This is a genomic window from Vreelandella sp. 2A-K22, assembly GCF_054065485.1.
This window is the reverse complement of record NZ_JBSUGC010000004.1, coordinates 126,170-140,077: the sequence shown is the minus strand read 5'-3', so window position 1 is coordinate 140,077 and position 13,908 is coordinate 126,170. Positions and strand designations below refer to the sequence as shown.

Here is a 13,908-nt window from a genome sequence, read left to right as displayed (position 1 = left end):
TCATGGCGGACGTAAATGCAAAAGGCGTTTTAACAGCGCCGATTTTCCAGAACAACCCTATTGCGCTGCAAATTCTGGGGATCTGTTCGGCACTTGCGGTAACCACCAGTATGAGCGTATCGCTCGTTATGGCGCTGGCGGTTATTTTCGTAACGGCATTCTCAAATCTGTTCGTATCGTTGATCAGGAATCATATTCCCTCTTCGATCCGTATCATCGTGCAGATGACCATTATTGCCTCGCTGGTTATCGTGGTTGATCAGATTCTCAAGGCGTATGCCTATGAGATGTCTAAGCAGCTCTCGGTATTTGTGGGTTTGATCATTACTAACTGTATCGTCATGGGCCGCGCTGAAGGCTTTGCGATGTCCAATACGCCGGGCATGTCGTTTTTAGACGGTATTGGTAACGGCCTAGGCTATGGCTTTGTACTCATGGTGGTGGGTTTCTTCCGTGAGCTGCTGGGTTCGGGCAGCGTATTTGGCATTACCATCCTCCAGACCGTGCAAAATGGTGGCTGGTACGTGCCTAACGGCTTGCTATTACTACCGCCTTCAGCGTTCTTTATTATCGGTCTACTGATCTGGGTAATGCGTTCCGTTAACCCTGAGCAAGTAGAAGATAATGAGTTCAAAATGAAGGAAAACACCAAGCCCAAGGAGGCCGTGTAACATGGAACATTATCTGAGTCTTTTTGTTGCCTCGGTGTTTGTTGAAAACATGGCACTGGCCTTCTTCCTGGGGATGTGTACTTTCTTGGCGGTGTCCAAAAAGGTCTCCTCAGCGATTGGCTTGGGCATTGCGGTGATTGTGGTATTGACCGTCACCGTGCCGGTTAACAACCTTGTCTATACCTTCTTGCTACAGGAAGGTGCGCTGACCTGGACCGGTATTAGCGGTGCTGAAAACATCGACCTCTCCTTCCTTGGGTTGCTCTCCTACATCGGTGTCATTGCGGCGCTGGTACAGATCATGGAAATGTTCCTTGATAAGTACGTACCGTCGCTCTACAACGCGCTAGGGGTCTTCCTGCCGCTGATTACCGTTAACTGCGCCATCCTGGGTGGCGTACTGTTCATGGTGGAGCGTAGCTATAACTTTGGCGAAGCCGTGGTCTATGGCTTTGGCGCGGGCACCGGTTGGGCATTGGCCATTGCCGCCCTGGCGGGTATTCGTGAAAAGCTGAAGTACAGCGATGTGCCGGGTGGCCTTCAAGGGCTGGGCATTACTTTCATCACCGTGGGGCTGATGTCGTTGGGCTTTATGTCCTTCTCGGGCATTCAGCTTTAATCGGAGCCGGTTTTTCCCGGCGGTGGCAAACATCGCCGGGTAATAGAAAACCTCCAGCAATAGGAAACCGACATGGTTGATACAACAGTCATCTTGCTCGGTGTTGTCATGTTCACGGTCATCGTTATTAGCTTGACGGCGATCATTCTGGCAGCGCGCAGCAAGCTTGTGAGTAGCGGGGACGTGACCATTGAGGTCAACGGCGACCCTGAGCACACTTTGAAGACCCAGGCCGGTGGTAAGCTGCTAAACACGCTTGCCGCTAACGGCATTTTCCTCTCGTCCGCCTGCGGTGGCGGTGGTTCTTGTGCCCAGTGTAAGTGTCGGGTTGAAGAGGGCGGCGGCTCTATTCTGCCGACTGAAGAGTCGCACTTCACGATGCGTGAGAAGAAAGAGGGCTGGCGCCTCTCTTGTCAGGTACCTGTGAAGCAGGACATGAAAGTCGAAGTGCCTGAAGAAGTCTTTGGGGTGAAGAAGTGGGAATGTGAGGTTATTGCCAACCCCAACGTTGCCACCTTTATCAAAGAGTTAAACCTGAAACTGCCAGAGGGCGAAGAAGTCGCCTTCCGCGCCGGTGGCTATGTACAGCTCGTTGCACCGCCTTACGATATCAAGTTCTCTGATTTTGATATCGACGAGGAGTATCGGGGTGATTGGGAAAAATTTGATATGTTCAAAATTTCCCACAAGAACAACGAGGAAGTGATTCGCGCATACTCCATGGCGAACTACCCAGACGAGAAGGGTATCCTCAAGTTTAACATCCGTATTGCCACGCCGCCTCCCGGCACTGACCATCCGCCTGGCTTGATGTCGACTTATGTCTTCAGCCTTAAAGAGGGCGATAAGGTCACCGTAATGGGACCGTTCGGTGAGTTCTTTGCCCGTGATACTGACGCCGAGATGATCTTTATCGGTGGTGGTGCGGGTATGGCACCGATGCGTAGTCACATCTTCGATCAGTTGAAGCGCTTGAAGTCTGATCGCAAGATTACCTTCTGGTACGGTGCTCGCTCCTGGCGTGAAACCTTCTACAACGAAGAGTACGACCAGTTAGCCGAAGAGTTCCCTAACTTTGAGTGGCACCTGGCGCTATCTGATCCTCAGCCGGAAGATAATTGGGAAGGGCCGACAGGCTTTATCCATAATGTGCTGTACGAAAACTATCTGAAGGATCACCCAGCACCTGAAGATTGCGAGTACTACATGTGTGGGCCGCCGATGATGAACGCATCGGTTATCAAGTTGTTGCTTGATATGGGCGTTGAGCCGGAAAATATCCTGTTGGATGATTTCGGTGGCTAAACGGTCGGCGTAAGTCGATAGTAGCGTTAAGCGGGGCTGGCCTTTTGGGCTGGCCCCGTTTGTTTATATAACCTTGTGAAGGGAATGACTTATCACCGCGCTGATAAGAGGGGCTTGGCTAAGGTATAATCACTTTAATGATGAATGACCGTGAGGCACTTATCACGACGACTGTTGTCGTCAGGTAAGACCAATAATTTAAAGCGAAGCAATGTGAAGCGGGGAGGTTGATATGACTATTTGGCTACTGGTATTCGGTTTCATGGCACTGATTATGGGTGCGATGGCTGTGGGCGTCATCATGGGCCGCAAACCAATTGCCGGTTCTTGCGGCGGTTTGAATCAAATCGGCATGAAAGATGGCTGTGATATTTGCGGTGGCAAAGATGAGGTTTGTGAAGAAGAGAACCGCAAGCGCGGAGGTGTGCGCCGCCGTAGCGATGAAAGCCGTGGTGCCGATTTGGGCTATGATGCTACACGTCGCTAACAAGACTGCGTTGTATGCAACGGGATGATTGACCAAAAATAGCAAGGGGACGCAGAGAGCATGGCGGTTCACAATTACGATGTTGTGGTGATCGGTACGGGGCCTGCAGGAGAAAGCGCTGCTATCAACGCTGCAAAGCATGGCAAGCGTGTAGCGATTATTGAGAAGCAGGTTCAGGTAGGTGGCAATTGTACTCACTGGGGTACCATTCCTTCCAAAGCGCTGCGCCATCAGGTGAAACAGATCATGGCGTTCAACACCAACCGTATGTTCCGCGATATTGGTGAGCCGCGCTGGTTCTCCTTCCCCAAAGTGATGGAACGCTCAAGGGGTACCATCGATAAACAGGTAGAGATGCGTACCACCTTCTATGCGCGCAACCGCATTGATCTGTTTCATGGCGTCGCCCGATTTAAAGATGAGCACACCTTGTTGGTGCGTGACCGCCAGGAAGGCATGGAAGAACTGGTGGCGAAGAAAATCGTGATTGCCACTGGTTCTCGCCCTTACCGCCCGGCGGATATTAACTTCCGCCATCCGCGTATTTACTGCTCTGACACCATATTAAGCCTCTCGCATACCCCGCGCACGCTGGTAATTTTTGGCGCCGGGGTGATTGGCTGTGAATATGCATCGATCTTTTCGGGCTTGGGCGTCAAAGTTGATCTCATTAATAACCGTGACAGCCTGCTGTCGTTCCTGGACGATGAGATTAGCGATGCACTCTCCTACCATTTGCGTAAGCACGGTGTGCTGGTTCGCCATAATGAAGAATACGAGAGCGTTGAGGGCGATGAGTCAGGCGTCGTCGTGCGTCTCAAGTCAGGCAAGAAAATTCGCGCTGATGCATTTTTGTGGGCCAATGGGCGAACCGGTAATACCGACAGCTTAGGCCTTGAGAACATTGGCTTAACCGCCAATGGGCGTGGTCAGCTAAGCGTTGATGAGCACTACCGCACTGCGGTTTCCCATATCTACGCAGCGGGCGATGTAATTGGCTGGCCGAGTTTGGCGAGCGCGGCTTACGACCAAGGCTTGAACTCGTGCAATGAGTTGCTCGATAAAGAGTATCGCTTTGTGAGTGATGTACCTACCGGAATCTACACCATCCCTGAGATTAGCTCGTTCGGCCCCAATGAGCGTGAACTTACCGAAGCCAAAGTGCCCTATGAAGTAGGCAAAGCTTTCTTCAAAGATACCGCCAGGGCACAAATTACCGGTGATACTGTGGGTATGCTTAAAATTCTGTTCCACCAAGACTCCCTGGAAATACTCGGTATTCATTGTTTTGGCGACCAGGCGTCTGAGATTTTGCATATCGGCCAAGCGATCATGCAGCAAGAGGGCGATGCCAACACGCTCAAGTACTTTGTAAATACCACGTTTAATTACCCGACCATGGCAGAAGCGTACCGGGTGGCTGCGCAGAATGGTTTAAACCGGGTTTTCTAGCCACAGCTTTAGCGAGGGCTTTGTCAGGCGTCTAATCCGAGAAGTTGCCTTTGTCGTAGACGTTTAAGAGTCACTGGATTCGCGAATAAGCGTATGGCCGTAAGCTTGTGGTTTGTTATCAGGTGACGGCTCAGTGGGGGGCAACAGTTTTTCAACGCGGTTGCGCCCCAGTGCTTTAGCTTGATAGAGCGCTTTATCGGCAAACGAATAAAGCTGCTCAAACGTCAGCGAGCCGACTTGGCACGTCGTCACGCCAATGCTAATAGTCGGGTTGGTTTGCTGCTCTATACCGCTCAGCGTATTAACTTCGACCTCTCGGCGCAGCCGATCTGCTACCTGAAGTGCATCATGGGTAGCGGTGTTGGGCATCAATAAACAAAACTCCTCTCCACCAATCCTCGCTAATGTATCCGATGGACGGCTAAGCTCGCGAAGCTGCTTACTGATCTGGCGAAGTACCTCATCGCCGGTTGGGTGCCCGTAGGTATCATTAATTTGCTTGAAGTGATCAAGATCTAACAGCAGCAGGCTAAGCGGTGCTCGATCGCGCTGGGCTTGGGTAAGCGCAGCGGATGCTATATTGACCAAATGGCGCCGGTTATATAGCCCGGTCAGTTCATCGGTTAGCATTAGCTGATGCATGACGTTGCGCTGACGGTGGAGATGAATAACCGCTAGGCAGAGTGTAATTGCAGCGCTGACCATTAACACCAATAGCGCACTCACCGCAATCGAGAGTCGCTGCATCACCAAACGTTGCTGAACAGAGGTGTCGCGCACTTCTTCTAGCAGCTGGTTGTATAGCCAAGCCTGAGCGCCGCCTACCTCCATGGCAACCCGTTGTAACGGATCAATCAGCTCTGGGCGCTGTTGGGCTTGCTGTGACTGCTGGGTTAAGTCTGAAAGGCGATTGTTAAGCTCGCTGAAGTGATTATGCAGGTATTCAACGTCCGAGATGAGATATCGGTGGCGTTCAATACTGCTCTGTATGTTATTTAAATGCTGTTTGGAAAGTGAAATAAAATAATCGATGTATTTAATGTGTTCGCTGCTAGGCTGGCGGCTGCCTTCCTCTAATGCGGCCCGTAACTGAGGCGTGGCCTGTTGGGCTAGAACAATATCACTCACTAGCGTGGTGTAATCGGCGCTAGCTTTTTGGCACGCACTGTAAACATAGCTGCCCATTACTGCGGACATAGCGCAAAGAAGGACGGCAAAAATGGATGCTAAGCGCCCACCGGGCTGACGAAGAAAGTGGCGCAACATCACGAGGGCATCAGCAAGCTGGCAGTGGTGGTGCACCCCTTCGCCAACTGCTGAGTTGGCGAAGGCACGTTAGAATAGTAAACGAAATCATCGTAACAGTGCATCCGTTGCAAAGGGCAGTTCTGCATGGCACCTCTCCGTTAATGGTTAGGTAATCCAATGAACAGCTTAAAGACTTCATCCTTATGCAACTTAAGCACTCACCCGCCATTTCTGCCATCCCACAACTTTACTAATTGTAGGATCATACTTGTGCTCGTTATTATTAGTATCTATTTAATTGGTTGATATTTAATCGTTATTTAAGGAGTCCAAGGCTAAGCGCGCTTTTTCCTGCCAGCTCCCTTCAAGCGCAGCCGCTTGCGTTAACGCTTCGCGAGCCGCGTCAGGCGCATCGTTTTGCAATAGTAAAAGACCCAGGTTTAGCCATGCGGCCCCCATTTTTTCATTTAGCTCGGTTGCCCGTTCAAACGCCTTGCGTGCGTTGTCGGGTTGTTGATCTGCGTAAAGCGCATTGCCTAACGCAAACTGCCCCATAGCGTTAGTGGGATGGCGTTTTGCAAACGCTTGCCAGCTTGAAAGCGTGGCGCTTGGCCCATGGGCCTCTTCGTAGGCGCTAAGCGCTTCTAAGGCGTTGCGGGCAGTAATACCTGTAGGCAAAGTACCTGGTTCGGCCACCACAAATCCCCAGCGCTCTGTGCGTGCCCAAGTGGCATCGAAACGGCTGAACGACATGGTATGGCGCTCAATCTCGCCGCTGCGCAGAATAAGCGTTTCACTGGGCAAATCGTAGCCAATGGCCACAGCGTAGTGCCACATTGGATAAATCGGCAGCGACAAATTCTGCATAACGACCACCGGGTCGCCCGCTGCCAAATGGTTTAATAGGGCGTCCATGGTGCCGCGAATAGGAAACGCGAGCTGCTCATGCCGTCTCACCGTTGCCAGCATTTCTGGCTGCACACTGCCATCGCGTCCGGGCAGAAATACTTGAGGAATCAGCTCCTCAACGTCGGTGTCGACACCCTGGTGATTGAGTACCATTGCCAGCGTGGCAGGGCCGCACTGAAATTCTGTTTGGGCGTAAAACGGTACGCTGGTGATTTCTGTATGGGGCGGTAGGGCTTGATAGGTGCTTTGCAGTAATACCGGATTACGCGCACAGCCGCTGAGCAGTAGCAGCATAATAAAAACGCCCGCAAAGCGGGCGTTGGAAAACAGGTAGGTCATGAGCGGCCTTGTATTAGCGAGTAAACGGGTAAACGTCGGTTAGGCCGAGAATGTCGGTTACCAGCAAAATAATGAAAACGGCAAATAAAGCGCCTACAACGCCGGCACCGGCTGGCAGTTGCTCAAGCTGATCGGCCATTTGCTGTGCTTCAGCATCACTGAGTGATGCAACGCGAGCCTCGACTTCGTCCAGATCAACACCCTGTTTTACCAGCTGATCTTGCACATCGGCGCGGGCCAGGATCTCGTTAATCCGTTCGCGATCAGCGCCAGCACGGTCAGCTGCCAAAACAGATTGGGTGGAGACTAAATCCATTGATTGGGGCGCAGTGGGTGCAGCGGCAACGGGTAAGCTGGTAATAACCAGCGCTGCAATCAGTAGGGTAGAGAGGTAAGCACGCAATGTTTTCATCGTCTTCTTCCTTATAGACTAGTCGGGGTGGTAAGGAATGAGTATAGAAACAAATGGTTTGATTTTTAAGCGTAATATGCAAAGTGCTAATTATTTGCACTAATGCGATAGGTCCAGGCGGATTCTGACAGCAGTCCACGGCCTCCGGCCATGGTCATGGCTAAATCGTGTAAGCCGGGCCATAGTGGCACCGCTGCTGCCCCCTTGACGGCTAAGTCGAGCCGCTGGGCCATTAATAGCAATTTATGTAAGCGCTTCATGGGCAGGCGGCCAATGGCTTTCTGGTAAGCGGGGCGGCGCTTATCAAAAATCATCGGCTTTTGGGTTTTGCAGGCGTGCTCAAAACTCTGCCCTTGATCCAGGTGCTGATGCAGCGAGAGTAGCGTGCGTAGCTCTCGGCTAAGTGCCCATAGCACGATAGGCGCCTCAACGCCTTCACTGCGTAAGCCATTCACAATGCGCGAAGCGCGGCTGGGTTCGCCTTTCAGGCAGGCATCGGCCAAATTGAAGACATCAAAGCGGGTACTGTCCTCTACCCCCTGGGCAATACTTTCCACGTTCAAGCGCGTACCTTGGGGGTGAATCAACGCCAGCTTTTGCAACTCTTGGTCAGCGGCCAAAAGATTGCCTTCGGTGCGCTCTCCCAGCAGGCGGGCGGCTTCCAGATCAATTTGTAGACCGTGCAGTGAAGCACGATCCCGTAGCCAGTAGCCCAAGCGTGAAGCGTCCACGGGCCACACGGGAACAAACAAACCGTGCTTATCCAGCGCTTTGAACCAGGCGCTTTTTTGCTGCTTGGCATCTAGCTTGCCCATACCAATCAGTAGAACATCATCGCTGTTATCCAGGGTTTCGGCGTACTGCGCTAACGCTTTACTGCCATCTTGACCCAGCTTGTGGTTGCCTAAGCGCAACTCCAGCAGCTTGCTGGTTGCAAACAGCGAGAGGTTGCTCGACATTTCCATCAAGCGACCCCAGGCAAAATTGGGCTCGACATCGAGTACTTCACGCTCCTCGACACCACCCTGGCGAGCTGCGGCCCTTACAGCATCGCAGGCGTCGCGATGCTGTAAGGGCTCATCCCCCGCTACGATCACTACGCGGGGTAGCTTTTTTGCTAACGCAGCGGGTAGCTGATCAGCAAATACCTTCACTGCATGCCCTCAACGTAAGTAAGGCGCTCAATGATTTGCTGAGACAACTGGCGTGCAAGCGTCTGTTCCGCTTCCATCATTAGCGTTTCGCGGTTAAGCAGATCGTCATCGCTAACGCGAATGCGGGTATCCGTCGACAGCGTTTCATTATTGATGTGGTAGGCATTCGATGCTCGCTCCTGAACTGAGAGTCTGGCGCTAAGCGTTAGCTCGTGCTCGCGGCTTGCTCTGCCATCACCGCCGAGTCGACGCTCGGTTAAAACAGGCGTGCCCAACGTGACCCTCCAGGGCGCATCAGCAGCTACTTGGGTGCCTAACTGCTGAAGACGTGAGGCGATCTGCTGAGCGACGGCACTGTTGGTGTCGCCTTCTAAAGCAAGGGGGGGCAGCGTAGGCAGCGATTCAGAGCCGCGTAGCCGAAACCCACAGCCGCTGAGCAGCACCGCCGCCGAGGCGGCGATGCTAGCGGTTAACAATGTGCGTCGATTCATCCACTCACCACGATATTAACCAGTTTGCCGGGCACTACGATCACTTTACGTACGGTGTTGCCCTCGAGGAAGCGCTGAACGTTTTCATGCTCCATCGCCAGCTTTTCAATAGACGCCTTATCTGCGCTTGCCGGTACTTCAAGGCGAGCACGCAGTTTACCGTTGACCTGTACCACCAGCTCAATGCTGTCGCGGGTAAGGGCGGATTCATCCACCACTGGCCAGGTCGCTTCGATGGCCGGGCCTGAATGGCCAAGCGCTTCCCAGAGACTATGGCACAGGTGCGGCGTAATCGGCGAGAGCAAGAGTACGCAGGCTTCCAGCGCTTCACGGCTAACCGCCAGGCCAAGTTCAGAGCTATCGTCGAACTTACCGATGGCATTAGAGAGCTCCATCACCGCAGCAATGGCGGTATTGAAAGTGGTGCGGCGGCCAATGTCGTCGCTGGCTTTCTTGATAGTCTCGTGGGTTTTCCGGCGCAGCGTCTTTTGATCGTCGTTAAGTGCATTGACGTCCAGCGTGCCGGGCGTGCCCGCTGCCAAGTGCTCATTCACTTGACGCCATAGGCGCTTCAAGAAGCGGTGTGCGCCCTCAACGCCTGAATCCGACCACTCCAGGGACTGCTCGGGGGGGGCGGCAAACATCATAAACAGGCGTACGGTATCGGCACCAAACTTGTCGATCATCGACTGCGGATCAACGCCGTTGTTTTTCGATTTGGACATCTTTTCGATGCCACCCATTTCCACCGGCTCGCCGTCGCTCATGAGGATAGCGCTCAGCGGGCGGCCTTTCTCATCACGCTTCACTTCCACGTCAGCGGGGTTAAACCACTGCTTGCCACCGTTATCAGTAGAGCGGTAGAAGGTTTCCGCAATGACCATGCCCTGGGTCAGAAGCTGCTGGAACGGCTCGTCGGAATCCACCAAGCCAAAGTCACGCATCAGTTTGTGGAAGAAACGCGCATACAGCAGGTGCAGAATGGCGTGCTCGATACCGCCAATGTAGAGGTCAACCGGCAGCCAGTAGTTGGCGCGCTCATCCAGCATTGCTTCGGTGTTATCCGCACAGCAGAAGCGCGCGTAGTACCAAGACGACTCCATAAAGGTGTCGAAGGTGTCGGTTTCGCGCGTCCAGCCATCGCCCAGGTCAGAAAACGCCGGCATCTTTTTCAGCGGCGAGCCGGAGGCGTCTACGGTGACTTCCATGGGTAGCGATACCGGCAGTTCATCATCGGTGAGCGGAACGGTTTGACCTTCCGGGCCGTATTTCACCGGAATTGGCGCGCCCCAGTAGCGTTGGCGGGCAACGCCCCAATCGCGCAGGCGGTAGTTGGTTTTGACTTCGCCACGACCAAGCTCCGCCAGTTTGGCGGCAATGGCATCAAAGGCTTGTTCAAAATCAAGGCCATCAAACTGACCTGAATTAACCAGCTTGCCGTATTCGGCGTAGGCCGCCTCAGAAACGTCGGCAGGCTGGCCGCTTTCATCGGCGATGACCGGTTTGATGGCAATGCCGTACTTGGTGGCAAACTCCCAGTCGCGCTGGTCGTGGCCAGGTACCGCCATCACCGCACCGGTACCAAACTCCATGAGCACGAAATTAGCCACGTAAACGGGCACTTCATCGCCCGTTAGCGGGTGAACCGCCCTATGGCCGGTGAGCATGCCTTTTTTCTCTTTGGTGGCCATTTCTGCTTCAGAGGTGCCCCCCCTGGCGCACTCATCGCAAAATGCAGCTAGCTCGCTGTTCTGCTCGGCCGCTTGCTTGGCCAGCGGGTGGCCAGCTGCAACCGCCACATAAGTAACGCCCAGCAGCGTATCCGGGCGAGTGGTATAAACCGCCAGCGGCTCATTGGCTTGGCCATCAGCGCCTTTGACATCAAAGGTCAGCTCGACACCGCGGGATTTGCCAATCCAGTTGCGCTGCATGGTTTTGACCTGTTCTGGCCACTCCACTTTATCCAGGTCAGCCAGCAGCTCATCGGCGTAATCGGTAATCTTCAAGAACCACAACGGGATCTCTTTACGCTCAACCAAGGCACCAGAGCGCCAGCCGCGGCCTTCGATAACTTGCTCATTGGCGAGCACGGTTTGATCCACGGGATCCCAGTTAACCGTCGACATCTTCTTATACACCAAGCCTTTTTCTACCAGCTTGGTGAAGAACCACTGCTCCCAGCGGTAGTAGCTGGTATCGCAGGTGGCGAACTCGCGGCTCCAGTCATAGGCAAAGCCCAATGCCTTCAACTGATTGCGCATGTAATCGATATTTTGGTAGGTCCACTTGGCAGGCGGCACCTGATTCTGAATGGCGGCGTTTTCCGCGGGCATGCCAAACGCATCCCAGCCCATGGGCTGCATGACATTTTTACCCTGCATGCGCTGGAAACGGGACACAACGTCGCCGATAGTGTAGTTACGCACGTGGCCCATGTGCAGCTTGCCGCTGGGGTAGGGGAACATGGAGAGGCAGTAGAACTTCTCGCGGTTCGCGTCCTCTACGGCTTTGAAGCACTGATGTTTGTCCCAGTACTGCTGGGCGTCGCGTTCGATATCACGAGGGCTGTAGTGTGCGTCCATCGGTTTATTAATGCCTTGGCGTATTCGCCCAAAAGGGGCGCAAAGTGAATGTTAGATGACATCTGTCAGATAAGTGAGGTCGATTGTATCCTATGCGGGTGTATCCTTGAACGGTAAGCCGATGATAGGTAACTGCACGCGTCGACAAAAGGAGAGGCACCATGAGTGAACAGCAGAATGACAATCGCCTACGCGAAGGCTATGAGCGCTTGCTAGAGCGGATGCAGGGGGGCGCCAATGAGCTAACCTGGGAAAACTTGCAGAAGGATTTGGACGACGCGGTCGAGTTTGAAGCGGAGCTAGAGGAGTACACCAAAGATGAGCTAGCCCTGCTGCGCGCCTGGGTAGAGCGTGACCTGAAAGATATGCGCTACTACATGGCAGATACCGGCAAGCAGGTAGCCAGCTGGCTGGGCATCGACATTGACGGCCTTTCGCGCCGCGTGGCGGAGTCGCTGCTTTCGATTGCTGACCGCAGCGTGGTCGAGCGCGAGCGCTTCGAAGAAGATTTAGAAGCTGCCCGCGCTGACTACTGCGAAGGTGAGATGGCGGCGCCTGGCCTAATGGCCTGCACACACTGCGATGCCCAGGTGATGCTGCCTACCGTTGCGCGCCTGGAGCCTTGCCATCAGTGTGGCCATCGCTACTTCTACCGTTTTCCCAATAAAATCATTGAGACCTGATCGATTAGGTAACCAGTAAGCTGACGCCTGCGATCGCCCCTAGCGAGAGCAGGCTCATGACTGCTGCGTAGAGCAGGTTATTTTTCATCATGCGGTAGCCGCTCACCCCGTAGCGCCCCTGCAGTGACAGGTTGATCCCTGAAAGCGGGCCCACGCTGGTGCCCACTGCCCACGACGTTAATGCCACAAATGCAAATACGGTTTGCTCACCGTTCTGTAAGTTCAGTATCGAGGCCAGCACCGACACTCCAATAATGGGATGAAGCCCTGCCAGTGCGCTCAGGGTAATCGCTGCAAAACTAAGCATCGCCTGAGGTGCGCCAAAGCGGGTGAACAGCGTCCAGTCGCTGCCAGCTGCCGCTGTTACCAGGGTTGAAAGACCAATCGTTAAAAGTCCCGCGGCTAAAAACAGCGAAATTTCCCCGCGCATGGCGGGTAGTCGCGTGGTGGTGTGCTGGCGAATGCGTCGCAGGGTAAAACGGGGCCCATGGGGTAGGTTGCTCAATACCGCCACGCTGGGCAGCAGAAAGGTAATAATGCTGACAATGGTAAGGGTAGGGGTGAGCACAAAGTGAAAAAGCATCACCAACGCTGCCATACCTACCGGCATCAATAGGCTACGTGGTGCCAGTGAGTAGCCATCCACCTCGCTGAGATCAAACCGGCGCCGCAGCTCCAGCGTGGTTAACAGCCCCGACAGCATCGCCATGGGAAAACCCACCACGGCAATTTGCGCGTACTCAACGTCGGGCACCAGCGCGATCACTACGCCCATGGAGGCAAAAAAAGGCGACCACAGCGCCGCGCTAGAGAGCCCGCGGTTAAGCGCCAACAGCTGCGGCGTAGTGAGCGGCCCACGCCGAGCCAGCTTATCGCCCACCATAAATACGGTAGACAGATTTAAAATCGTGCCCAGAAAGTGCACCCCCAGCCAGGTGCGTAAAATACCGCCCGCCCCAGTCACTCGGCTGCCTGTCGCGCCCTTGTTGCCTTGCTTACCAATCAGCGAAATAAAACTAACGCCCACCAGCATCGCCGCCACAAACGAATTGCCCTGCAACATAGCGGGCCAATCCACCTCGGCGCCATACACAAACCGCGCCACCAGCAGCATGCCAGCGCCCAGCGCAATCAGCACGCCCGCCTGTATACGCGAACGCTTAGGAATATCCCGCCACAGCAACACAACCGCCGCCCACAGCAAATAGCTCACCGCATTCGCGGCGCTCAACCAGCCGGTAAAACCAATAATTTGTGCGATCAATCCAAGCAAAATCAGCACGCCCGCCAAGCGCTGCCGAGAAGTCGTCTCTTGCATGCCAAACCCTTAATAGTGAATTAGCAGGCTAATCGGATTTGCAAAGGAAGGCCAGCGGCAACAGCGCCACAGCCACTCAACATTGTGGGAGGGAGCTTCAGCGCGCGAAGATTAAGCCGTAATGCTGGCGGTGTTACTGAAATGTAAGAAAGCAACCTTGTAGCGCGTGGTAACGAATATGCGAGGAACGAGCAAATGAGGCACCCGCGGGAGCATCGCGAAGCGATGCCAGATCCAT

At 53.9% G+C, this 13,908-nt stretch carries 13 protein-coding genes; 6 read left to right on the top strand and 7 right to left on the bottom strand.

Annotated features, from left to right (window positions below; genetic code table 11):
• Positions 1-2: 2 nt before the first annotated feature.
• The 5 genes from ACW17M_RS06990 to sthA all read left to right on the top strand — a co-directional run bounded on the left by ACW17M_RS06990 (position 3) and on the right by sthA (position 4,534).
• A complete protein-coding gene (locus ACW17M_RS06990; RefSeq protein ID WP_009286985.1) occupies positions 3-671 on the top strand; it encodes an NADH:ubiquinone reductase (Na(+)-transporting) subunit D in 669 nt (222 codons plus the stop codon).
• A gap of 1 nt (position 672) precedes the next feature.
• Complete coding sequence (gene nqrE, locus ACW17M_RS06985; RefSeq protein WP_009286984.1) at positions 673-1,290, top strand: NADH:ubiquinone reductase (Na(+)-transporting) subunit E; 618 nt, start codon at positions 673-675, stop codon at positions 1,288-1,290.
• A gap of 72 nt (positions 1,291-1,362) precedes the next feature.
• Complete coding sequence (nqrF, locus tag ACW17M_RS06980) at positions 1,363-2,595, top strand: NADH:ubiquinone reductase (Na(+)-transporting) subunit F (protein WP_009286983.1); 1,233 nt, start codon at positions 1,363-1,365, stop codon at positions 2,593-2,595.
• Positions 2,596-2,827: 232 nt separating this feature from the next.
• Entirely contained in the window at positions 2,828-3,082 is a 255-nt protein-coding gene (gene nqrM, locus ACW17M_RS06975) for a (Na+)-NQR maturation NqrM (RefSeq protein WP_022523176.1), read from the top strand.
• Positions 3,083-3,142: 60 nt separating this feature from the next.
• The gene (sthA, locus tag ACW17M_RS06970) at positions 3,143-4,534 is read left to right on the top strand and encodes a Si-specific NAD(P)(+) transhydrogenase (RefSeq protein WP_457547105.1); all 1,392 of its coding nucleotides are present in this window, start codon (positions 3,143-3,145) and stop codon (positions 4,532-4,534) included.
• Between the two features lie 63 nt (positions 4,535-4,597).
• On the opposite strand, the gene ACW17M_RS06965 is transcribed toward sthA, so the two are convergent.
• The 6 genes from ACW17M_RS06965 to leuS all read right to left on the bottom strand — a co-directional run bounded on the left by ACW17M_RS06965 (position 4,598) and on the right by leuS (position 11,669).
• On the bottom strand, positions 4,598-5,836 hold the full coding sequence (locus tag ACW17M_RS06965; protein WP_457547104.1) for a GGDEF domain-containing protein: 1,239 nt from the start codon (positions 5,834-5,836) through the stop codon (positions 4,598-4,600).
• A gap of 255 nt (positions 5,837-6,091) precedes the next feature.
• Complete coding sequence (locus ACW17M_RS06960; protein ID WP_457547103.1) at positions 6,092-7,030, bottom strand: PA2778 family cysteine peptidase; 939 nt, start codon at positions 7,028-7,030, stop codon at positions 6,092-6,094.
• A gap of 13 nt (positions 7,031-7,043) precedes the next feature.
• Positions 7,044-7,442, bottom strand: a complete 399-nt coding sequence (locus ACW17M_RS06955; protein ID WP_009286979.1) for a PA2779 family protein — start codon at positions 7,440-7,442, stop codon at positions 7,044-7,046.
• 86 nt (positions 7,443-7,528) lie between these two features.
• A complete protein-coding gene (gene holA, locus ACW17M_RS06950) occupies positions 7,529-8,596 on the bottom strand; it encodes a DNA polymerase III subunit delta (protein ID WP_027957524.1) in 1,068 nt (355 codons plus the stop codon).
• Entirely contained in the window at positions 8,593-9,087 is a 495-nt protein-coding gene (locus ACW17M_RS06945; RefSeq protein WP_027957523.1) for an LPS-assembly lipoprotein LptE, read from the bottom strand. Before ACW17M_RS06945 ends, holA begins: the two co-directional genes overlap by 4 nt.
• Positions 9,084-11,669: a leucine--tRNA ligase gene (leuS, locus tag ACW17M_RS06940; RefSeq protein WP_027957522.1), complete on the bottom strand. Its 2,586-nt coding sequence runs from the start codon at positions 11,667-11,669 to the stop codon at positions 9,084-9,086. The genes ACW17M_RS06945 and leuS overlap by 4 nt, the downstream gene beginning before the upstream one ends.
• A 161-nt stretch (positions 11,670-11,830) precedes the next feature.
• On the opposite strand from leuS, the gene ACW17M_RS06935 reads away from it, so the two are divergent.
• Positions 11,831-12,352 (top strand): zinc ribbon-containing protein, encoded by a 522-nt coding sequence (locus tag ACW17M_RS06935; RefSeq protein WP_009286975.1) that lies wholly within the window; start codon positions 11,831-11,833, stop codon positions 12,350-12,352.
• Positions 12,353-12,356: 4 nt separating this feature from the next.
• On the opposite strand, the gene ACW17M_RS06930 is transcribed toward ACW17M_RS06935, so the two are convergent.
• Positions 12,357-13,670 carry a hypothetical protein gene (locus tag ACW17M_RS06930; protein WP_457547102.1) on the bottom strand — a complete coding sequence of 438 codons (1,314 nt, stop codon included), beginning with the start codon at positions 13,668-13,670 and terminating at the stop codon, positions 12,357-12,359.
• Positions 13,671-13,908: the final 238 nt, after the last annotated feature.